Source organism: Erwinia sp., from assembly GCF_031978025.1.
GTDB lineage: Bacteria > Pseudomonadota > Gammaproteobacteria > Enterobacterales > Enterobacteriaceae > Erwinia.
The window spans coordinates 1-21054 of sequence record NZ_DALZCD010000041.1; the positions used below are offsets into that span (position 1 = coordinate 1).

17 protein-coding genes and 1 pseudogene are annotated in these 21054 nt (G+C 53.0%); 9 read left to right on the forward strand and 9 right to left on the reverse strand.

Going from position 1 to position 21054, the window contains the following annotated elements; genetic code table 11:
* The 4 genes from RTK32_RS05170 to RTK32_RS05185 all read left to right on the forward strand — a co-directional run.
* On the forward strand, nucleotides 1-1387 hold a 1387-nt coding region (locus RTK32_RS05170), incomplete at its 5' end, for an amidohydrolase (RefSeq protein WP_312042422.1).
* Nucleotides 1388-1389: 2 nt separating this feature from the next.
* Complete coding sequence (locus tag RTK32_RS05175) at nucleotides 1390-1815, forward strand: DoxX family protein (RefSeq protein WP_312042423.1); 426 nt, start codon at nucleotides 1390-1392, stop codon at nucleotides 1813-1815.
* Entirely contained in the window at nucleotides 1802-3424 is a 1623-nt protein-coding gene (locus RTK32_RS05180) for an MFS transporter (protein WP_312042424.1), read from the forward strand. The genes RTK32_RS05175 and RTK32_RS05180 overlap by 14 nt, the downstream gene beginning before the upstream one ends.
* A 37-nt stretch (nucleotides 3425-3461) precedes the next feature.
* Complete coding sequence (locus RTK32_RS05185; protein ID WP_312042425.1) at nucleotides 3462-4283, forward strand: alpha/beta hydrolase; 822 nt, start codon at nucleotides 3462-3464, stop codon at nucleotides 4281-4283.
* A gap of 205 nt (nucleotides 4284-4488) precedes the next feature.
* Here RTK32_RS05185 and RTK32_RS05190 read toward each other — a convergent pair whose 3' ends face one another.
* On the reverse strand, nucleotides 4489-4977 hold the full coding sequence (locus RTK32_RS05190; RefSeq protein ID WP_312042426.1) for a GNAT family N-acetyltransferase: 489 nt from the start codon (nucleotides 4975-4977) through the stop codon (nucleotides 4489-4491).
* 94 nt (nucleotides 4978-5071) lie between these two features.
* On the opposite strand from RTK32_RS05190, the gene RTK32_RS05195 reads away from it, so the two are divergent.
* Both RTK32_RS05195 and RTK32_RS05200 read left to right on the forward strand, forming a co-directional pair.
* Nucleotides 5072-5983 (forward strand): LysR family transcriptional regulator, encoded by a 912-nt coding sequence (locus RTK32_RS05195; RefSeq protein WP_312042427.1) that lies wholly within the window; start codon nucleotides 5072-5074, stop codon nucleotides 5981-5983.
* A gap of 418 nt (nucleotides 5984-6401) precedes the next feature.
* On the forward strand, nucleotides 6402-6635 hold the full coding sequence (locus tag RTK32_RS05200) for a hypothetical protein (RefSeq protein WP_312042428.1): 234 nt from the start codon (nucleotides 6402-6404) through the stop codon (nucleotides 6633-6635).
* A 289-nt stretch (nucleotides 6636-6924) separates the two neighbouring features.
* On the opposite strand, the gene RTK32_RS05205 is transcribed toward RTK32_RS05200, so the two are convergent.
* Together RTK32_RS05205 and RTK32_RS05210 are read right to left on the reverse strand one after the other, a co-directional pair.
* The gene (locus RTK32_RS05205; protein ID WP_312042429.1) at nucleotides 6925-8463 is read right to left on the reverse strand and encodes a bifunctional diguanylate cyclase/phosphodiesterase; all 1539 of its coding nucleotides are present in this window, start codon (nucleotides 8461-8463) and stop codon (nucleotides 6925-6927) included.
* Between the two features lie 638 nt (nucleotides 8464-9101).
* The gene (locus RTK32_RS05210; protein WP_312042430.1) at nucleotides 9102-9779 is read right to left on the reverse strand and encodes a haloacid dehalogenase type II; all 678 of its coding nucleotides are present in this window, start codon (nucleotides 9777-9779) and stop codon (nucleotides 9102-9104) included.
* A 586-nt stretch (nucleotides 9780-10365) separates the two neighbouring features.
* Between RTK32_RS05210 and RTK32_RS05215 the strand changes: the two genes are divergently transcribed.
* A complete protein-coding gene (locus RTK32_RS05215; protein WP_312042431.1) occupies nucleotides 10366-11397 on the forward strand; it encodes a tyrosine-type recombinase/integrase in 1032 nt (343 codons plus the stop codon).
* 384 nt (nucleotides 11398-11781) lie between these two features.
* Nucleotides 11782-12316 (forward strand): annotated as a pseudogene (locus RTK32_RS05220) (Rpn family recombination-promoting nuclease/putative transposase); the annotation flags it as partial.
* 270 nt (nucleotides 12317-12586) lie between these two features.
* Here the strand turns inward: RTK32_RS05220 and RTK32_RS05225 are convergent.
* The 5 genes from RTK32_RS05225 to RTK32_RS05245 all read right to left on the reverse strand — a co-directional run bounded on the left by RTK32_RS05225 (nucleotide 12587) and on the right by RTK32_RS05245 (nucleotide 18164).
* Nucleotides 12587-13156: an NlpC/P60 family protein gene (locus RTK32_RS05225; protein ID WP_312042432.1), complete on the reverse strand. Its 570-nt coding sequence runs from the start codon at nucleotides 13154-13156 to the stop codon at nucleotides 12587-12589.
* A gap of 494 nt (nucleotides 13157-13650) precedes the next feature.
* Nucleotides 13651-13896, reverse strand: a complete 246-nt coding sequence (locus RTK32_RS05230; RefSeq protein ID WP_312042433.1) for a YmjA family protein — start codon at nucleotides 13894-13896, stop codon at nucleotides 13651-13653.
* Nucleotides 13897-14169: 273 nt separating this feature from the next.
* Nucleotides 14170-15714, reverse strand: a complete 1545-nt coding sequence (locus tag RTK32_RS05235; protein ID WP_312042434.1) for a methyl-accepting chemotaxis protein — start codon at nucleotides 15712-15714, stop codon at nucleotides 14170-14172.
* 413 nt (nucleotides 15715-16127) lie between these two features.
* Nucleotides 16128-17159, reverse strand: coding sequence for a methionine synthase (locus RTK32_RS05240; protein ID WP_312042435.1), 1032 nt, complete (start codon nucleotides 17157-17159; stop codon nucleotides 16128-16130).
* Nucleotides 17160-17186: 27 nt separating this feature from the next.
* A complete protein-coding gene (locus RTK32_RS05245) occupies nucleotides 17187-18164 on the reverse strand; it encodes a DUF1852 domain-containing protein (RefSeq protein WP_312042436.1) in 978 nt (325 codons plus the stop codon).
* 449 nt (nucleotides 18165-18613) lie between these two features.
* On the opposite strand from RTK32_RS05245, the gene RTK32_RS05250 reads away from it, so the two are divergent.
* A complete protein-coding gene (locus RTK32_RS05250) occupies nucleotides 18614-19156 on the forward strand; it encodes a GrpB family protein (RefSeq protein WP_312042437.1) in 543 nt (180 codons plus the stop codon).
* Between the two features lie 170 nt (nucleotides 19157-19326).
* On the opposite strand, the gene RTK32_RS05255 is transcribed toward RTK32_RS05250, so the two are convergent.
* The coding region (locus RTK32_RS05255; RefSeq protein ID WP_312042438.1) for an efflux RND transporter permease subunit at nucleotides 19327-21054 on the reverse strand (1728 nt) is incomplete at its 5' end.

Here is a 21054-nt window from a genome sequence, read left to right on the forward strand (position 1 = left end):
GTATACCAAAGACACGCCAAACCCTCCGGGGGGCGAGATCCAGCGAGACAGCAACGGTAATCCAACGGGGATGTTGATTGCCCGTCCTAACGCCATGATTCTGTATGCCACGCTGGCGAAGGGGCCCAGGCTGCCACTGGAGCAGCAGGTGAACTCCACCCGCCAGTTTATGCGTGAGCTGACCCGTCTTGGCCTGACCAGCGCCATTGACGCGGGCGGCGGTTTCCAGAACTACCCGGAAGATTATGAAGTGATCGCCGAACTGCATGAGAAGAAGCAGATGACGATCCGCATCGCCTACAACCTTTTCACCCAGCGCCCGGGACAGGAGCTGGAAGATTTTGAAAAATGGACGGACATGCTTACGCCGGGCCAGGGCAGCGACTATTTCCGTCACAATGGCGCGGGTGAAATGCTGGTCTTCTCTGCGGCCGACTTTGAGGACTTTCTGGAGCCAAGACCGGATCTGGCGCCGGGCATGGAAGACGAACTGGAGCGGGTGGTGCGTCATCTGGTCGAACACCGCTGGCCGTTCCGCCTGCATGCCACCTACGATGAATCGATTAGCCGCATGCTGGACGTGTTCGAGAAGGTCAACCGGGAGATTCCGTTTAACGGCCTGCACTGGTTTTTCGACCATGCTGAAACGGTAACGCAACGCAATATTGACCGTATTAAAGAGTTAGGTGGCGGTATTGCGGTACAGCACCGTATGGCCTTCCAGGGGGAATACTTTGCCGAACGCTATGGTATTGAGGCTACCCGTCATACGCCACCAGTAGCGCGTATGCTGGAAACCGGCGTGCCGGTCGGCCTGGGCACTGACGCCACGCGCGTTGCCAGCTATAACCCGTGGACCGCGCTTTACTGGCTGGTCTCCGGTCGCACCGTGGGAGGGATGCAGATGTATGACGTCAACGCCCGCCTGGATCGCGATACTGCGCTGATGCTGTGGACCCAGGGCAGCGCCTGGTTTTCCAGCGAACAGGATAAAAAAGGCCAGATCAAAGCCGGGCAGCTGGCCGACCTGGTGGTGCTGAGCAAGGATTACTTCAGCGTGCCGGAGGAAGAGATTAAAGGCATTGAGTCGGTGCTTACCTTCGTGGATGGCAACATCGTTTACGCTGCCGGTGCCTTCAGCAGCGAAGCGCCGCCGGCTCTCCCGGTACTGCCCGACTGGTCACCGGTCACGAAGTTTCCGGGTCACTATCGCAGCGCGCCGCCTGCTGAGGCAACCAGGCTCGGCATGCAGCAGAGGCCTCACCAGTGCAGCGGCCCTTGCGGCGTGCACAGCCATTCGCACGATATCGCGCGTGGCGCCAGCCTGCCGGTATCCGAGGAAAACGCCTTCTGGGGCGCGCTCGGCTGCAGCTGCTTTGCGTTTTGATCATGATAAAGCCTCCGTTTTCTCCATCGCCCCGCACCGATGCGGGGCTGTTCTTCCTGCGTCTTACCGGCTGCCTGCTGCTGCTGTCCGTTCACGGCTTGCCAAAGGTATTCCATTTCAGCGAAGAACTGACACGTATCGAGGATCCCTTCGGCCTCGGTCCTTATATGAGCCTGCTACCGGCTATTTTTGCCGAAGTTGTTTGTCCCATTTTCATCCTGGCCGGTGTATTCACTTCGGCTGCCTGTCTGCCGGTGATAGGTGTCCTGCTGGTGGCGATGGTGTTTGTCCACCCCGACTGGAGCATGGCTGAAGGACAGTTTGGCTGGCTGCTGCTGATTATCTTTACCACTCTGGCCATCACCGGCCCGGGACGATGGCGGCTCGCTGTCGCGACGCGAAGCGAGGTGCAACATGGCGCAGGTTAACGACCTTCAGGACGTCACGCAGGACGAGGCTCTTTTACCTGCGACGCCTTCTCCCTGGCAACCGCTGCGCCAGCCGGTATTCCGTATGCTGTGGATTGCCACGGTTGTCTCCAACATGGGTTCATGGATGAACGACGTGGGCGTCAACTGGACGATGTTGACGCTCAGCGCCGATCCGCTGAGCGTGGCGCTGGTTCAGGCGGCCGGTAGCCTGCCTATGTTCCTGTTCGCCCTTCCCTCGGGCGTGCTGGCTGATATTATCGACCGCCGTAAATATCTGCTGTTCTCTCAGCTCTGGGTTTTTATTGCCGCGACAGGTCTGACCGTGCTTTCCTTTACCGGCCATGTCACGCCGTTAGTCCTGCTGATCGCAGCATTTCTGATGAGCATGGGCGCCGCCATGAGCTCACCGCCGTTTCAGGCCATCGTGCCGGATCTGGTGAAAAAGGCGGAGCTGGGGCCGGCTATCGCACTGAACTCACTGGGTATCAACATCAGCCGTGCCATCGGTCCGGCGCTCGGCGGGCTGATCCTGTCGTTTGTCGGGCCCTGGATGGTTTTCCTGCTCAACGCCCTGTCCGTCCTTGGTGTCGCCTGGGTACTCTGGCGCTGGAAAGCCTCCCCTGACGTCCAGCGCCTGCCGCCGGAACATTTCTTTTCGGCAGTTCGTGCCGGGCTGCGCTACGTGCATGCTGCTCCGGTGCTGCGTAACGTGCTGGTTCGTACCGTGGCGTTCTTTGTGTTTGGCAGTGCCGGCTGGGCTTTGCTGCCGCTGGTTGCCCGCCGCGAGTTGGGTCTGGGGCCGGGTGGCTATGGCATCATGCTGGCCTTTATCGGCGTAGGCGCTATCTGCGGAGCGGTTTTGCTGCCTCGTCTACGTAAGCGTTTTAGCGCCGACCGGCTGATGGTGATGGCAAGCCTGCTGTTTGCCACGACCCTGCTCGCGCTGGCTTTTATACGTCATTTCTGGTGGCTTAACGCTTTTGAATTCTTCACCGGCTTTGCCTGGATTACCGTCCTTTCCACGCTGAATTTGGGCGCGCAGCGCAGCGCGGCAAGATGGGTTAAAGCGCGTGCGCTGGCGGTCTATCTGACCGTGTTCTTTGGCTCAATGACCGTAGGCAGTGCCGTCTGGGGACAACTGGCCTCGCGATACGGCATTCCGCTTTCATTATGTACGGCCACGCTGGGCATGGTACTGGCCAGTCTTACCGTTCTGCGCTGGCGCCTGGACAAGGATCCGGACCTGAATCTGGATGTCAGTGAACTCAGCGATCCGGTCCCGACGCTGGACATTCATCATGACCGCGGGCCGGTAAGGGTGAGCTACGAGTATCAAATCCGTCAGCAGGATGCGCATGCCTTTACGGTGTGTATGCAGGACATGAGGCGCGTTCGCCGACGCAGCGGCGCCATTAACTGGGCACTTTATGAAGACATCTTCCAGCCAGGCATTTTCGTGGAAACTTTCGTCGTGGGTTCCTGGATGGAGCAACTGCGGCAGCTTGAGCGCTATACCATGAACGATCGGAAAATCCAGAGCCGTGTTTATGCCTTCCATCAGGCCGAACAGATGCCCATTGTACGGTATCTGATTGCGCCAGAATGACCGTAGCTTTGTTCACGATAACCGTAAGGGGAAAAGTATGAGTATGATTAAGACCGGCGACGGTACGCAGCTTTACTTTAAGGACTGGGGAAAAGGAAAGCCGGTGCTGTTCAGCCACGGCTGGCCGCTGGATGCGGATATGTGGGATAACCAGCTGAATTTCCTGGCTGAGAACGGCTATCGCGTTATCGCTTTCGATCGCCGCGGCTTTGGTCGCTCCGACCAGCCGTGGACCGGCTACGACTACGATACTTTCGCGTCGGACATCAACGATTTAGTCAACAGCCTTGATTTGCAGAACGTGACGCTGGTGGGCTTCTCCATGGGCGGCGGCGACGTCACGCGCTACATCAACAACTACGGCAGCGCACGCGTGGATGGCCTGGTCCTGCTTGGTGCGGTCACCCCTGCTTTCGGACAGTTTGATGATTTTCCGCAGGGTGTTGAGGCGTCCGTATTTGACGGTATTCTGGCCGGATTGCGCCAGGATCGCGCGCAGTTCATCAGTGATTTCGCCGTCCCGTTTTACGGCACCAATGCCGGACAGGCGGTTTCAGCAGGCGTACTGACCCAGACGCTGAACGTTGCGCTGCTGGCTTCGCTCAAAGGCACGCTGGACTGTGTTAAGGCGTTTTCCACTACCGATTTCCGTCCGGACATGGCGAAGATCGACGTGCCCTCACTGATTATTCACGGCAGCAATGACCAGGTCGTGCCGTTTGAATCAACCGGCAAACTGGCCGCAGAGATGATTGAAGGTGCGCAGCTGAAAGTGTATGACAATGCGCCGCATGGCTTTGCTGTAACGCATTCTGACCAGTTGAATAGCGATCTGCTGGCTTTCCTGAAATCGCTCTGATTTCAGCCTGAAGCCGGCAGTACCAAATCTGTCGGCACTCTCCCCACCGCTCTGGCTTTTAAAGCCGGATCGGGTAATAGCAAACCGGCTAACCAGCCGGTTTTTTGCGTGCGTTAGCAAGGTGACGGTTTGACCAGCGCCCTGCACGGTAGTCAGCCTGTAAAAGTCCCCGAGACGTGAAGCCTTCCGGCAAACACAGGCGGCTTCAGACGGCCTCCTGCGAAGCAAATCTTTCCAGAGCAGGCCCGTCAAGCCTGTAGCGTACCCATTCGCTCAGGGGAAGCGCATTGATACTGTCGTAAAAATCTTTGGCTGACCGGTCCCACTCCAGCACATTCCATTCTATCCGGTTACACCGCCGGGCTATGGCCAGCTGAGCAATGTACTGCAGCATGACTTTACCTGCGCCGCGTCCCCGGTAATCCGGGGTAAAGTAGAGATCTTCCACGTTGAGGCTGTAGCGACCGGGCCAGGTAGAATAGCTCAGTGAGATAACGGCATAACCCACAATCGTGCCATCGATTTCACCGATGTACGCTTCGGGCGTCGCCTCTGAAGAAAACAGGAACTTTCGCAGTTCCTCAACATCCGGCAGGGCGTCCAGTGGCGTTTCCCGGTAAACGGACAATCCGTTTATCATATTATAAATAGCATCCGTATCTGCCGCACCGGCTTGCCGAATAATAACGGCCATAAACTTTCCCCCCTCAGTATTGTTTGCTGCCTGCAAGGATAATCGGTATTGTTCAATGAAATAAGTGCAATAAAATCAATGACAGGTGAATTTCATGCATCATGTGCTACGGCGTCTCGATCTTAATCTGCTGCCCGTGTTCGATGCCGTTTACAGACACCGCTCCGTCAGGCTTGCTGCCGCAGAGCTTTCTATGAGTACTTCTGCGCTAAGCCATGCTTTAACACGACTGCGTGAATTTCTTAAGGATCCGCTTTTTTACCGTGAAGGGCATGAAATGCGCCCCAGCGTATTCGCCTGTCAGCTGGCGCCTCATATTGCCTCCTCCCTGTCCGTGCTTAATCAGCATCTCAGCCCGGTACAGCCTTTCGATCCCCTTACCAGCACGGAAACGTTCAGAATTGCCGTGACGGACTACACGGCTTTTTGCATTTTTCCCGAATTGATGAAGGCCATAGAAAAAGCGGCACCTGGTATAACATTCGAGCTTTGCCATTTGCCTTATAATCCGGCCCTGAAGGAGCTGCTGGCGGGTGAAATTGAACTGGCGTTGAGCTTCAGCGAGGCAAATGATATTAAACACCCGGATTTGGAGGAGGTGGATTTACTCAGCGATGAATTTGTTGTTATCAGTAATATTCGTCGCCTCAACATGACGCTGGAAGATTATTTGTCGGCGGGACACGTAGTGGTAACGCCCTGGAATGAGAAAAAAGGCCTACTGGATGCCCACCTTGCGCGTTCAGGCCTGGCACGTAAAATTACCCTCAGGACGCCCTCAATGCTTGTCTCGCCGCACATTATTGCTGAGAGCGAGCTTTTAATGGCCATCCCCTCATTCGTCGCCAGCAAAATGACAGAGCTGGCAACCGTTAAGATTTTTAAACTCCCTTTTTTTGCTCCGCCTTTTACCGTCAAAATATATTCCCACAAACGAGGGGGTAAAAAGTTATCTACTGACTGGCTTAAAAAAATGATTTTACAAAGCATACAGGAAAAGGAATAGCCTTCAGCCATAAGATCGGGTTAATGATTTAGCCTCAAGGAAAGGCTGATCTGACTTTTCGGCACCCGTCCTGCTGGTCAGGCTTTGGCGTTGCAAACTTAAAAAAGAGGGGTTTTATTCGGGTGAAAAATGGTCATGCTGCCTCGCTTTAGTAAACCTGATGCGACTTTTATTAATGTTTGCTGCAGAACAGCAAGCTGATTTTTGTTTCGCACCGTCTGGTCAATACGCAAGGGCTACGGTGGGCGTTGAATTATCGCAAGCGTGTACAGAAAGAAGCCGATGCAGTCTCGTTTTTTTACAAAAGCGTAACGGCAGGTAAGTAAGTTTTAGATTTATGTATTTTCGCTATGCCGGATGCGCGGATTGACTATGCTCAAGCATGCAGTTGACCCCCACTTAATCCAGGAAGAGTACCATGAAAAAATTATCTGTTATCGCCCTCACTGCCGGCATGCTTTTGGTGATGAGTTCACAGGCTGATGCAAAAGGTTGCCTGAAAGGCGCTGCTGCCGGGGGCATCGCAGGCCATGTCGCCCACCACGGCGTAGCCGGTGCGGCAGCAGGCTGTGCGGTTGGCCATCATATGGCTAAAAAGAAAGAGAAAGAGAAAGAAAAAGAGGCAAACAGCAAACAGCAGGAACAGAAATAAAAGCCAAACCGCTTTCGTTGCTATCGGCCCTGCCCCAAGGCAGCGGCCGAATAGCAACCGCGCTGCCTGGCGCCGGGCAGACACCGATAATATCCGCTCCTGGTGTTAGCTGCTGTGTCAGCGCTCCAGCCCCCCCTTTAGCGCAACGGCGAGAGAGTACCGGACGGCAGAACTGCTCCTTTACTCATGCCAGACTGTTTATCTGCGAACAAGAAACAGAAAGTGTTCTGTAGAGCATGGCAGGATAACCGTTTATCTCATCCGGGAAAAAGCTGCCCGCCAGCCCTGCCTATACTACCGCCACCAATTCAAAGGTAAAGAATCCCGGCGCAACGGCTGAGTCAAGCAGAGCCGTCGCCTGATCGACAGGCACGGGGCGGCTGAAAAGATAACCCTGACCGTAATCACAGTACCGTTTTTGTAGCCATTCGAGCGTGGTCAGATCCTCAATACCCTCTGCCGTGACCCTTACCTTCAGTTCCTGACACAGTGACAGCAGGGTCTCTACCACCTTCTGCTGCTGAGAAGCGTCCACCACGGTGGCGATAAACGAGCGATCGATCTTGATCCGGGTAATGCCAAGGCCCAACAGGACCGAAAGATTCGAATAACCGGTGCCAAAATCATCCAGCACTACGCTGATCCCTCCCTCCTGCAGAACACGGATAGCCTGCCTGGCTTCTTCAGAAATCGTCATTACATTCTGCTCAGTGATCTCCAGTTCCAGCTTTATCTGGACAGCCTGCTGCATGATGTCGGACAAACAATCCGTCAGCACCGGATTGAGCAGCTGTTCCGGCGTGATATTCAGCGCCAGGTGCAGCCCTGCAGGCCAGCCCGAAATCTTAAGGACGACGGCCTGCAGCAGCTCAACGGTCAGGGTATCCATCAATCCCAGCTTTTCCACTACGGGGATAAACACCGCAGGCGCTATCACTTTACCAGAGCCGGATATCCAGCGTGCCAGGATCTCGAAACCGGTAATGCGGCCTGTCTGTAGACAGACGATGGGCTGCAGGAAAGGGACGATGGCATGATTTTTAATCGCTTCGGTAACGTCATGCTCAAGCTTTTCTCTGCGGAGGAAAGTCAGCTCCATATCCGGTGAAAAATGGACCGGGTACGGCGTTTTATCCCGCTTGGCTTCGTACATAGCCAAATCGGCTGCCCGCACGATGCCGGAACCACCGCAGCAGGTCGAACACGCTACTCCAATCGACAGTCCCAGAAAGGTGTGAGGCCCGGTGCGGATCTCCGTGGCACGAAGACGGAGAGTGGCCGCCGTTCTGACCGCCTCTTCAGGCTGCCCACCGCCCGAGGTCATAGCAAACTCATCACCGCCGATGCGAAACACATGGGTGTGCGGGCTGACAGATTCCGCCAGCAGGTTGGCCAGAGAAACCAGCGTGGCATCCCCCTGATGGTGCCCGTTCAGGTCATTAATGCTTTTAAAATCATTGATGTCGAGTAACGTAAGAAAATAAGGCTGCCCGGCTGCGTCAAGCTGGGCAATACGAGCGCTGAATGCCCGACGATTACCCACCCCGGTAAGTTCATCCGTATCGGCCAGTCGAAGGGCATTTTTTTCAGCCGTGAGCATTTTACGTACGAGCCTGCCGATAAGCAGGCCCGGGATAATCATGGCCAACAGAGCAAAGCCAGACGAGGTCAGAATAAACCTCAGTCTTTCACTGGTTTCAAAATCCGCACTGTACTCCAGACCGAGGAGCGTAGAAATTTGTCCCTCAAGTCCGTACTCCCACAGGGCAGAAAGTAAAAATATGGTGACAATATTAAGCATTGCTAACCATAGAAGTTTCAGGTGCATCCGAGACCCCCGGCATTATAATAAGTTAAATATTAAGTAGTTATCATTAAAAAAGGGGTTTACCTCTGCATAATATTGACTACCCGTCAGAAATTGCATCGCGTATAATGAAATAAATCTTTCCGAATAAACATTGCCCCTCTGGCAAAGCAAAGGGATGCCGTTTCAGAATACCTGGCCTGTCGCCAGTCTCAATAAAAGTATCCAGATCTTATATCGGCAGTATCTGGAGAATTAACAGGGACTGTCGGTAAATTTTATTCGCCACCGCAAGGCGCCCGCATAAATTTCCCTTATTGCCAAATAATCACTGACATAAAGTGTGGCTATCGTTTTTAGGCAAAAGATCGCAATCGTCGTTTTCCTTTTTCACCCTGAGACCTCAAAGGGAATGTTTACCAATTGTAATGATTTCCGCCGACTGCGGTCCTTGTTCGGAATATCATCCTGGCGTTGATGGTTATTTCCCTTCTGGTGTACAGCGCTATTTAACGTCAGGAATGAAATAAAAGGAGATGCGCGGGATAACAGGGGATGATAAGAATATCTTTTGTATTAGATGGATTAAATATAACCCTGCTGACGTCCTGCCGCCCGTAATCCACTTTGCGGGCAGCGGGATGTCAGCGGGCTAACGTTTAATCAGAGCCATCCATACTGATGATGCGATGCGCGACGGTGATAAGATCGTTGCCAAAAATATCGGGTTGTTCCCCAGCTTGCAGGGCTGCATTGCCCGGACGGGTAACCAGCGCGCCTTTCCAGCCACAGGCTATTGCGCCTATTACGTCCCAGGCATGTGCTGCCACCAGGCGCAGCCGATCGGCGTCCACGCCTAACGCCAGTGCAACATGGGTATAATTTTCAGAAGCAGGCTTGAAACGTTTAACTTCCTCAACCGAAAATTGCTTTTCAAAAAAGCGGGCAAGGCCCGAGCGTTCGAGCACTTTCTGACCCGCCCGGGTTGATGAGTTCGTCAGCGTCACCAGGCGAAACCCTGCGGCTTTGAGCATATCTAACGCCGGGATCGCATCCGGGTGAGCAGGAAGCATTGCCAACTGCTCCCTGAATTCATCAATGTTTTCATCTGAAAGCCCTTCTCCTCTTATATCGGCCACCATCTGCAATACGGCTACCGCAAGCTCGCCAAAAGGTTTATAGCTGCCGCTAAGCGTAAGCGCCTGAGAATAGATAATTAACTCAGAGAACCACTGACGCATCACCTTCTCGTCACCAAAAACCCGGAAAAAGAACGGGTTTAGTGCTTCTATATCCAGAAGCGTCTCGTTGACATCAAAAACAATTATTTTTTGCATGACTCCCCCTTAAATTTAAGGATGAAGTGTAGATGCATATTATGGAAATATCGCACAGCCTGCTTATATTAATTCGCTAAGGAGGAGCCTACCCCCTTTATAATGAAGTTAACCGTGTAAATGATACATTTTATTATCACCGTTCCGCCTGTGCTGAAAAACGCGCGGGATTCGATCCTCCTGGAGCAAGTCCTCAGTACTAAAGGCGATTCAGTTTAAGTCTGATGAAAAGAGACGCATGACTGTTAACACTTTTGGTGAAAAGCCGCTTTTAGCTTGTCGGCTATTAACATACACGGCCCCTCCGGGGTGATGCCTGCTTCAGGCCCCCTAACCGCCTGAGATTATTTTGAAACATGCCCCGGCCCTGATTTCATCAGTTTATCCATTCACTATAAAGAGCCCTGAAGCAGGTCTACCGGGCAGGAGCGGCCTGATGGCCAACGGCAATGGTGTACTGAACACGAAGATAAGTTGAAATGCAGCCTGCAATCGGCGAGGCTAGGTAAATTTTTCGGGGCCACCCGATCCCTTATTGAATTCGCGTAGTGCGTTCGCAACAGAAGTGAAGGAGTGTCACCTGACAATGGACGAAATTATCGCCAACGGTAGCCTGGTATCGACTTTTACCGCGGATGAAGATATCACCGCGCGGCTAAAAGCGTTCGTTCAGGACAGGGATGCCTTTTCATCCAACACCTGGCGACAGCTGCTTAGTGTTATGCGCGTCTGCTATCAATGGGCCAGTGAGCAGGCCCGTAGCTTTTTACCTATGACTGATGCCGACCTTCGCGATTACCTTCATTTCCTTCAGTTGAACGGGCGAGCCTCTTCGACCATTGCCACTCACGCCTCGCTGATTTCAATGTTACATCGTAATGCCGGTCTGGTGCCGCCCAACGCTTCGCCGCTTGTTTTCCGCGCGATCAAAAAGATAAATCGTGCAGCCGTTTTAGGCGGTGAGCGTACCGGGCAGGCGATCCCTTTTCGTCTGGTCGATCTGAGAATGCTTGATGAGTTGTGGCGACATTCTTCTTTACTAAAAGAGAAACGCAATCTGGCCTTCCTTCATGTTGCGTACAATACGCTGTTGCGTGTCAGCGAGCTTTCCCGCCTTCGGGTCCGTGACATTACGTTTGCCGAAGACGGACGCATCATTCTTGATGTCGCCTGGACTAAAACCATTGTACAGACGGGCGGTTTGATTAAGGCACTGAGCAGCCTGTCGACACAGCGCCTGCAGGAGTGGATAGCGGCGGCTGGTCTGGCGGCCGAACCGGATGCCTTTCTGTTCTGTCCTGTGCATCGCGGCAATAAAGCCGTTCTTATTGTCGATCGCCCGTTAAGCACGCCCGCGTTCGAAACGATCTTTGCCCATGCCTGGTATGCCGCTGGCAACAGCCAGTCTGCAAAATTAAATAAGAATCGGTATGGCGGCTGGAGCGGGCACAGTGCCCGCGTTGGCGCAGCTCAGGATATGGCGAAGCAGGGATATGCGGTGGCGCAAATCATGCAGGAAGGCACCTGGAAAAAGCCGGAAACGCTGATGCGCTATATCCGTAATGTTGATGCTCATCAGGGAGCCATGGTGGATTTAATGGAGAAAAAGGCACCATAATTTATCGCCCATGCGCGCGTGTCGGAAAAGATCTGACTATCTGACGCGTTATAATTTTATCCACAGAAAAAGTGGATAGCCTGTGTACAGAAAAGTATGGTTTTTTTTCAGGCGGCATCCTGACGCTAAAACCAGCCCGATGAAAAAGGGCTGGATGACTGTCGGTTAAAGGGCGTAATGGCCCCATAAAAGGACGAGCATGCTATCCAATATATTGATTAGTAATGCTTTTAAACCTAAAAAGGAAGGATCCTGATGAAAGCCCTATGGTCAATGCACCACCCGAACAGGTTTAGTATGGCTCTTTATCAGCCAGACAACGGAAACGATGATGTCTGAGAAAAATGCCAGGCCTGGAAAAATGTCTCGCCAACGCCACACGACCTGACATTCAAGCAGTTTCTGACACATCCAGAGACTGCGCGAGATTTTATGCAGCTGCATCTGCCGGCAGATCTTCAAAACCTGTGCGATTTTAATACGCTAAAACTGGAGTCCGGAAGCTTTATTGAGGAAAATCTGCGGCCCTGGTTCAGCGACGTGCTCTATAACCTGAAAACCACGGCCGGTGACGCCTTTGTGCACGAGCTGATCGAATATCAGTCCACGCCGGACAGGCACATGGTTTTCCGGCTTCTTCGCTATGCGGTAGCGGCTATGCAGCGTCACCTGGACAAGGGGCATAAAAAGCTGCCGCGGGTTATTCTACACCGGCAGGTGCAGCCCCTGCTCCTCGCGATGGCTGGATGAATTTGCCGATCCTGTTTGTGCAGAAAAGCTCTATAGCGGTCGTTTTCATCTGGTCGACGTTATGGTGATACCTGACGATGAAATCATGACCCATCGAAGTATGGCAGCCCTGACGCTCCTGCAAAAACATATTCACCCGCGTGACCTTGCTGACCTGCTGGATCGGTTGAAGAATAAGGACAAACAAAGGGTGGCTCTACCCGGCCCCTTTTTTCCATCTTCATCTCCCTTCGCATTGGTCAGAAAAGTACGCCCCGCTTTCCTGGTGGGATAGTCCACTGAAACAGGACAGATCCTGTTCGTTAGTGCTCTTTCATCCCACAAGCCTTCAAACTCTTATCATTACCCCGCCCGCAGCGAGCACTTCGCCTAACCTGAAAAAAATAATGCGAAGCAGCAAAAGTCGGGGATTTATCTGTTACTACTCTTGACGAAATAGTTAATTTTTAGCCAGCGCGCTTTTATCTTCATCATCGTAATTAAATGATATTTGTGCGCCATGTTCATTAGGTAGCCTGCGGGCTTCAAGGAACACCGATTTCCAGTAAACGTTATCCAGTGACGAGCGCATTACGCCGCGGCTGGCCGAAGCGTGAAGGAAATGCCGATCGGTATCATAAAAGCCCACGTGCATCTGGCGATTAACACGGAAAAAAACCAAATCGCCAGGCTGTAAGCGATCGGGCTGAATACGGGTGCCCATATGGATCAGCTGGCTGGTGGTTACGCGCTTCATCGGTAAGTTAAAGCGGTCTTTAAGGGTGCGCCAGACAAAGCCTGAACAGTCCACGCCGGAAAGCTCCGTGCCGCCCCATTGATAAGGCGTGCCTTCCCATGAGTACATCTGGTCATGTAACGCTGCTATCACAGGAATAAGGTCGGGTTCGCCGGCCCGATGAGTCGCTTTGACGTTATCACCATTGGCCTCATCACGCGTATGGGAGGAACAGCCCGCTACAATCATAAGCGCCAAAACCGTCATCGTGCGAAGGGGGAGTGAATAAGGCATCTTTTCCTGTCGGATCCTGAAGGTAAGCCCTGAAAAACAGGGTTGATAACGGTTAAATTTGGCTTAATATCATCGGTGCGTTATAGCCATAAAGCATTCATTTTTACTTAAATTTACAGCATCCCGCTCATTTTATGATACGGGCACACCTTCTCAGGAAACCTCCTGAAAAATATCTGTTAAGCCGCCAGAAAAAAAACAGTATGGCCTGCATCTGCGGGTTTATCCATTCCCATCACAATTGCCGCACCCGTTCTGATGATAAGAATGTCGCGCTGTCGCTAAGCTTTCCGAATACTATTTTCAGCCCTTCAGGAAAGATACCAAGGCTGATTTTCCTGCAGTTGCGTTACAAACGTCCACAGGAACCCGGCGTGGGCCGGGTAAGGGTCTTAATCGGTTAGTGATTCCGGGCAGGAAGCAAAATAGTTAGCCAACGCCCCCTCGATGCCGGACAGGCTCTTTTCCTGTCACGTTAAGCCGGTAGGATAAAGCTACTCATTGCCCCATTGATTGAGAAATGCGGCTATATCATCTATCCGTCCTTCATTGATACCGGCCTCTTTAGCCATCTCTCTTTGCGCGTCCTCGTCGATTTCTTCATTATTCGATAACCGACCTATTAGCAGCTGGAAATAGTGCGCCAGAGAATCGCGCTCCGCGTCGGCCACAGGTTTCGCGCATTCTGTCGAATACTCATCCACGATGTCATAATATTTAAGTGGGATGTCGTCGTTCATTAGTTACTCCGAAGATTTAATTTAACGTTAATTCTAGCGACTTTCTGCCTGCGCTGGCCCGGCTAACAGAACCAGCACCGTATCCGGTCTTAAAGATCGCTAACATTAATGCGTAGTATACTGTTTTATTTAAATAAATACCTCTTCGGGCCCATCACTTATTACGACGAATTGGCTTTTCCGACGCGCGAGCCGATGGTTCAACCTTTCGTACGGTATCGGATCGGCACGCCCTCAGCCGGAAACGGGATATGACCTCCCTTTCCGACCAATTCAAACACGGAAAGTATCGACCATCCCTCGAAGCGCGTGAACCTGTTCCGCCAGCGACTGAGAAGCGGTCGTTGACTCTTCTACCAGCGCGGCGTTGCTCTGGGTCACGCCGTCCATCTGCCCTACGGCCACGGTCACCTGGGAAATCCCCTGCATTTGCTCGTTTGAAGCCAGTGCGATCTCGTCCATGGCTTCAGCCAGCTCGCTGACTTTCCCGGTCACGCTCATAATATTTTCCGCCGTGCTGTCAGCCACTATCACCCCTGCTTCGACCATGGTCACCGCGTTCTCAATCAGGCCTTTTATATCTCGCGCGGCCGTCGCGCTACGTTGCGCCAGCGTACGGACTTCGCTGGCGACCACGGCAAATCCCCGCCCCTGTTCGCCCGCCCGAGCCGCCTCTACCGCTGCGTTCAGTGCCAGGATATTAGTCTGAAAGGCAATACTCTCAATCGTGCCGGTGATATCCCGTACTTTTGCCGCGCTGGCAGAGATATCTGCCATGGTTTCGGTCATTTGACGCACGTTCTTTTCACCGTTCCGGACGAGTGTGGCCGCCTCACGCGCCGAGCCAGCCGTATAAGTCGCCCCCGCCGTGTTGCTTTTCACCGTCGCGGTTAATTCTTCCATGCTTGCAGCCGTTTCCTGTAGCGCTGCTGCCTGCTGTTCAGTACGTGCCGAGAGCTCAGTATTGCCTCTGGCAATTTCATCAGAAGCAAGCGAAACGGAAGCCGAGGCGTCCTTAATCTGCGAAACCAGTTCGCTAAGGCGATTTTGCATCAGGGCCAGCGACGCCAGCATGCTGGTATTATCACCGGGACGAAGCATGACCCGGGACGTCAGGTCTCCACCAGCGATCGCGGCCGCCAGGCTCTGTGCCTGGGTCGGCTCGCCGCCCAGCTGGCGCATCAGCGTCCGTATAAGCATGAAACCGGTAACGGCAGCAAGCACGACCGATATCAGCACCAGACCGCCCAGCAGGATTGCGGCACGACGGCTCTGTTCGCTGCTACTTTCCACGGCACTGCGGGCATTATGCATTTGTATATCGGTCAGGGTATTAAGCGCTTCCTGTAACGACCGCTGCGCCGGCCGGGAGACGGTCATTAAGTACGTAACGGTCTCCTGCTGGCGATTCTGCAAACCAAGCTGGCCAGCCTGTTCAAAGCTCGCCATGGCGGGTCCTTCTCTTTCCAAAATTTTCCGAAACGCCTCCCGACCCGCCGGGACCGAATCCGTTTTCATCAGCTCGCCCAGCGCCTCACGATTTTTGATGAACAGGCTTTTCTGGGTCTGCACGCGCACCCATTCGGGCGCCATTTCTTTTGGATCGGATAACAATGCCAGGTTTCTGACCGCAATAGACAAGTCACGTACGCTGGCGCGCATATCAAGCGCCAGCTGAAACTTTTTCATTTTGACATTTACCACGTCGCCCATATCGTCCCGGGCATGGTTAAGAGCATTGATAGCCACGCCGACGCAGATGGCCAGCAGCAGTACCATAAGGCCGAAGCCTCCGATAATACGGGTTGAAACTTTCATGGAAGGATACCAACAGGCAGATGATTACTGTGTGTATCGTCAACATGAAAAAACTCTTGAGAGTAACAATCAAATTGTGTGGCATGTTTCACACCCGGACATCAGGATTGTGGTTAGCTTGCAGGCCGGCAACTCTCTCTGCTGTCTACAAATTTGGTTATTTTAAAAATTGCCTCCACAAGGAAGGTTTAAAAATCAATCAGGATGGGAAGTGGCTACAAAAGGCATGCTACACCAGTGCCGTAATGATACCGGGCTGCGATTGGCCTGGCGTGAAAGGGGTTATTTTCCGGGATGGGTAAATCACGCAGGCAGGAAAGGACATACTCACTAACACTCAGTCCGGTTGGCTTTTTGGCGCATTAACCATCCCCGGACTGAATGTCTTTCAGATACTTTGGTAGGCTGCGAACTTACCTGGCCAGAATTTCTCTGCGGACAATTTCTGCACCCGCGCTCAGGGCATTCAACTTGCCCATGGCGACCTGACGACCCAGGGGGACCATGCCGCAATTGGTTGAAGGATAGAGCTTGTCGGCGTCGACAAACTGCAGCGCCTTACGCAGCGTATTAGCCACTTCCTCCGGCGTTTCAATAGTATTTGTTGCCACATCGATGGCACCGACCATGACTTTTTTACCACGAATAAGCTCAATCAGGTCCATCGGGACATGTGAGTTCTGGCATTCCAGCGAGATGATATCAATGGCCGACGTTTTCAGTTTTGGGAAAACCTCTTCATACTGTCGCCACTCTGAACCCAGCGTTTTTTTCCAGTCCGTATTGGCTTTAATGCCGTACCCGTAGCAAATATGCACGGCAGTTTCACAGTTAAGCCCTTCAACGGCTCTTTCTAAAGCGGCGATGCCCCAGTCATTCACCTCATCAAAAAAGACATTAAAGGCGGGCTCATCGAACTGAATAATATCAACGCCAGCCGCTTCTAACTCTTTGGCTTCCTGATTCAGGATTTTGGCGAATTCCCAGGCCAGCTTTTCACGGCTTTTATAGTGGCTGTCATACAGCGTATCTATCATCGTCATAGGGCCAGGCAGAGCCCATTTAATCGGCTGGCTGGTTTGCTGACGTAAAAATTTGGCGTCTTCTACAAAAACAGGTTTTTGGCGAGTGACCTCACCCACCACCGTAGGAACGCTTGCATCATAGCGATCGCGAATTTTAACGATCTGGCGCTTTTCAAAATCAACGCCGCTAAGGTGCTCAATAAAGGTCGTTACAAAATGCTGGCGCGTTTGTTCACCGTCACTGACGATATCAATACCGGCCTGCAGCTGATCGGTCAGACACAGGCGAAGCGCATCCTGCTTGCCGTCGACCAACTCACTGCCCTGTAATTTCCAGGGTGACCAAAGCGTCTCCGGCTGCGCAAGCCACGAAGGTTTAGGTAAGCTGCCAGCAGTCGATGTCGGTAAAAGCTTTTTCATAAAAGGTGACCTTATTTTTTCGGTTTATTAAAGAGCGGAATCGGTAGCCCATTGCTCAAGGACAGTCTGGTAAGGTTTAATGAAATGCTCTTCAGTAAACTTCCCCTGCTCAACGGCTAACTGGCTGCGCTCTTCCCGATCGTAAACAATGCGGGTTAAAGAATAATCCTGGTGATTCAGGTTAGGCTGATACAGCTTTCCGGCAACAGAATTAGCGTTGTAAACCTCAGGACGATAAATCTTCTGGAACGTTTCCATCGTACTGATAGTACTGACCAGCTCAAGATTGGTGTAATCGCTGAGCAAATCACCGTGAAAATAAAAGGCTAAGGGCGCCACGCTATTTGGCGGCATGAAATAGCGCGCCTGCAGCCCCATTTTTGCAAAGTAGATGTCGGTCAGTGAAGGCTCATCCTGTTGATACTCAACGCCTAATACGGGATGCTGATTCGCCGTGCGACAATAGGTGTTTTTAGTCGAGACGCTCAGGCAGATGACCGGGGCTTTATTAAAGTTTTGTTTGTAGACGTCTGAATTAACGAAGCGTTTAAATATGTTGCCGTGTAGCTCACCAAAATTAACCGGAAGGGTGAATCCGGTCTGATTCTTATTATGTTCTGGCAGCACTACGCTAAAATCATAATCCCGCACGTAAGAGGAAAAGTTATTGCCCACAATCCCATCAATACGTTCGTTAGTTTTTTTGTCAACGATAGTGGTTTTTAATATTTCAATTACCGGGAAGGCGTTGCCCCTGACCTCAACGTTTAACTCAGCAGAGACGATATCCAGCTCAACCGAATAACGATCGGCGCGGGGATTATCCCAATCTGCCAGGGCATTGAAACGGTTATTAATCATTACCAGGGCGTTGCGCAGGTTCTCCTGCCGCTTTTCACCCCTGGCCAGATTGGCAAAGTTGGTGGTGATGCGCGTATTCCCGGAAGGGTTATAATTCTCGTCGAAACGAAGGCTTTTAATCGTAAAGGTAAACGCTGTATTCATCGCGGTCTGGTATCCTGTTTTGTTATAAATCTGATTTATATGTTGCCTTGCAGGCCATCCCAGATTTCATATTATCTAAAGTTATTAACGTTACATCCTTTATGCCTGAGTCGCCGGTTGAGGAAAAGTGATTTAATTTCAACGAACATGAACGATTTTCATGATGCCTTCCGGTACACGCCTCTGTACCGTAATATTTATTCAAAAGGCCACGGGCGACCCGCCATGAAACCAGGGACACCCTCCTGTTGGAGCGGTTCTGTTTCCCCTGCCTGCTTCCTCTCTCTTCCCCCTGCTTTACCGGAGCAATGCCGCTTTTTCGGCAAAAATGACCAGGAAAGATGGCTGCTCTTGTGGGACATTAAAAATCAGCCAGCAGAGCTGAGGGACGTCATCAGCCGACAAGGTAAACTTATAGCAAAAATTACGGGAAGATAAGGAGCCGGGGGATGAGAAAAGTCACGATTGCTGCTTACGATAAGCAGTGGCCAGCCATGTTTGAAGATGAAAGCCTGCTGTTAAAGAGGACGCTGGGCCACGTTATTGCGCAAATTCATCACGTTGGCAGCACGTCAGTGCCGGGCCTGGCAGCAAAACCCACTATAGATATATTGCTTGAAGTGGTTAGCCTGAACGCGCTGGACACCTTAAATGCGGCCATGGCGCGAGCCGGATACCGCGCGCGTGGGGAAAACGGGATCCCGAACCGCAGGTATTTTACCAAAGGCGGAGAGCAGCGTAGTCATCAGGTGCATGCTTTTGCCACAGGTGACAGGCAAATCGTCAGGCATCTGGCCTTTCGTGATTATCTTATTGGAAATCAGGAAGCGGCAGAACGGTATACCGAGGTAAAGCGTTCGGCGGCACGGGCAAGTGAAAATGATATGCATCGCTACAGCACTTTTAAGGCGGGCTTTATTGAATATCACCTTCAGCTGGCGCTCGCGGATTGGGCAAGACGGGCATCGCTTCCCCGCGAAAACCAGGATTAAACATGCCTGGCGAGGATCACTGCACCGTTCTGCGCATTTTACCGGTAGCGGCTATGCCTCCACAAAACCGCGCTCAGCAAGTTTTACCGCTCCGCCAGCAACGGCCGACAGCTTTTAATCTCTGCCAGCCGCTATTGACGATCGCGGTAGAGTATCTGCGGGCCTGACGTTTAAGCGCCCTTTTTCATCCCTTTATCAAAGGCCGATCGCGACGTCACCGGCTCAGAAATTCGGAACCAGATAGCGTACATCGCAGGTAAAAACAGCAGGGTTACCAGGGTACCGCCCAGCGTCCCGCCGATAAGCGTAAAGGCGAGCGTGCCCCAGAACACGGAGTGCGTTAGCGGAATAAATGCCAGGATGGCCGCCAGCGCGGTCAGCAGCACCGGCCGGGCGCGCTGCACTGTCGCCTGGACAACAGCGTGAAACGGCTCCTGACCTTCCCGCTCATTTTGATGGATCTGACCAATCAAAATCAGCGTATTGCGCATCAGAATGCCCGACAGCGCGATCAGGCCGACTAGCGCATTGATACCAAACGGCTGTTGGAACAGCAGCAGCGTGGGCACGACCCCAATCAGTCCCAGCGGCGCCGTCATAAACACCATCATCATCGCCGACATGGAACGCACCTGCAGGATGATAATCAGCAGCGTCAGGGCAATCATAATGGGGAACAGCGGCAGCATCGCCTGCATGGCTTTCCCCGACTCCTCAATAGAGCCTGCCTGCTCAATACGGTATCCCGGCGGCAGCGAGGACAGCAGCGGCTGAAGCTGCCGCGTGATGGCCGTAGAGACGTCAGGTGGCTGCAGGCCGTCGGCAATGTCGCCGCGAACCGTTATGGTAGGCATTCTGTCGCGACGACGCAGCAGCGGCTCCTCCATGCGAATTTCCGTTTCGCCCAGCTGCGAGAGCGGAATACGCTGCCCCTGGGCACCAGCCAGCGTCAATCCATCAAGGCGAGCCGGATTGAGCCGAATATCTCCGGCGGCCCGGCCGGTCACTTCCACGGAGCGAATATCCTCACGAACGGCCGTAACAGGCGCACCGCTCAGGTAAAACTGCAGCTGGCGGGCTGCCTGTTCAGGCGTCAGCCCCATCGCCTGTAGCCGATCCTGATCCAGACGGAAATGCACCACCGGCACGCGCGATCCCCAGTCAGTATTGACGGTACGCATCATCGGGCTGTTCTGCATCAGCGTCTTTACCTGGCCGGCGAGCTGGCGCAGCACATCAGCATCGGGGCCCGTCACCCGGTAAGCGACCGGATACGGAGAATAAGGTCCGAATACCAGCTGGGTAACACGCACCTGCGCCTGAGGTGCAAGACCATCTGCCACCGCTTCCCGCAAGCGCTGCTTCAATGTATCGCGATCGCGCTCTCCGCCAGTCAGCACCACAATCTTCGCAAAAGAGGGATCGGGCAGCTCCGGCGCCATGGCCAGATAGAAGCGAGGTGCACCCTGGCCGATGTAGGCCGTCACCGTACGCGTTTCCCGCTGCTTTTGGAGCCAATGCTCAATCCGCGCTGTCGCCTGGCTGGTCTGTTCAACAGACGTCCCATAGGGCATTTGCACTTCGACCAGCACTTCGGGACGATCGGAGGTGGGAAAGAATTGTTTTTTTACCAGCCCCATGCCGGACAACGCAACCGCAAAGCAGCCTGTTACGGCACAGGCGACCCACCATTTGCGCGCGATGACCTTGTTCAGCAGAAGTCTGAGGCGATTGTAATGAGGGGTGTTGTAGATCGCCTCGTGCCCGCCCTGCACTTTTTTGATATCCGGCAGCAGCTTCACTCCCAGCCAGGGGGTAAACAGCACCGCCACTCCCCACGAGGCGATCAGTGCTATTCCCACTATCCAGAACATGTTGCTGGTATATTCCCCGGCGGT

What these genes read in the sequence shown, in the direction of transcription:
- RTK32_RS05185 (WP_312042425.1), top strand. Translation starts at nt 3,462, where the DNA reads ATGAGTATGATTAAGACCGGCGACGGTACGCAGCTTTACTTTAAGGAC.
- RTK32_RS05195 (WP_312042427.1), top strand. Translation starts at nt 5,072, where the DNA reads ATGCATCATGTGCTACGGCGTCTCGATCTTAATCTGCTGCCCGTGTTC.
- RTK32_RS05225 (WP_312042432.1), bottom strand. Translation starts at nt 13,156, where the DNA reads ATGCCTTATTCACTCCCCCTTCGCACGATGACGGTTTTGGCGCTTATG.
- RTK32_RS05235 (WP_312042434.1), bottom strand. Translation starts at nt 15,714, where the DNA reads ATGAAAGTTTCAACCCGTATTATCGGAGGCTTCGGCCTTATGGTACTG.
- RTK32_RS05240 (WP_312042435.1), bottom strand. Translation starts at nt 17,159, where the DNA reads ATGAAAAAGCTTTTACCGACATCGACTGCTGGCAGCTTACCTAAACCT.
- RTK32_RS05210 (WP_312042430.1), bottom strand. Translation starts at nt 9,779, where the DNA reads ATGCAAAAAATAATTGTTTTTGATGTCAACGAGACGCTTCTGGATATA.
- RTK32_RS05215 (WP_312042431.1), top strand. Translation starts at nt 10,366, where the DNA reads ATGGACGAAATTATCGCCAACGGTAGCCTGGTATCGACTTTTACCGCG.
- RTK32_RS05175 (WP_312042423.1), top strand. Translation starts at nt 1,390, where the DNA reads ATGATAAAGCCTCCGTTTTCTCCATCGCCCCGCACCGATGCGGGGCTG.
- RTK32_RS05205 (WP_312042429.1), bottom strand. Translation starts at nt 8,463, where the DNA reads ATGCACCTGAAACTTCTATGGTTAGCAATGCTTAATATTGTCACCATA.
- RTK32_RS05180 (WP_312042424.1), top strand. Translation starts at nt 1,802, where the DNA reads ATGGCGCAGGTTAACGACCTTCAGGACGTCACGCAGGACGAGGCTCTT.
- RTK32_RS05245 (WP_312042436.1), bottom strand. Translation starts at nt 18,164, where the DNA reads ATGAATACAGCGTTTACCTTTACGATTAAAAGCCTTCGTTTCGACGAG.
- RTK32_RS05230 (WP_312042433.1), bottom strand. Translation starts at nt 13,896, where the DNA reads ATGAACGACGACATCCCACTTAAATATTATGACATCGTGGATGAGTAT.
- RTK32_RS05190 (WP_312042426.1), bottom strand. Translation starts at nt 4,977, where the DNA reads ATGGCCGTTATTATTCGGCAAGCCGGTGCGGCAGATACGGATGCTATT.
- RTK32_RS05200 (WP_312042428.1), top strand. Translation starts at nt 6,402, where the DNA reads ATGAAAAAATTATCTGTTATCGCCCTCACTGCCGGCATGCTTTTGGTG.
- RTK32_RS05250 (WP_312042437.1), top strand. Translation starts at nt 18,614, where the DNA reads ATGAGAAAAGTCACGATTGCTGCTTACGATAAGCAGTGGCCAGCCATG.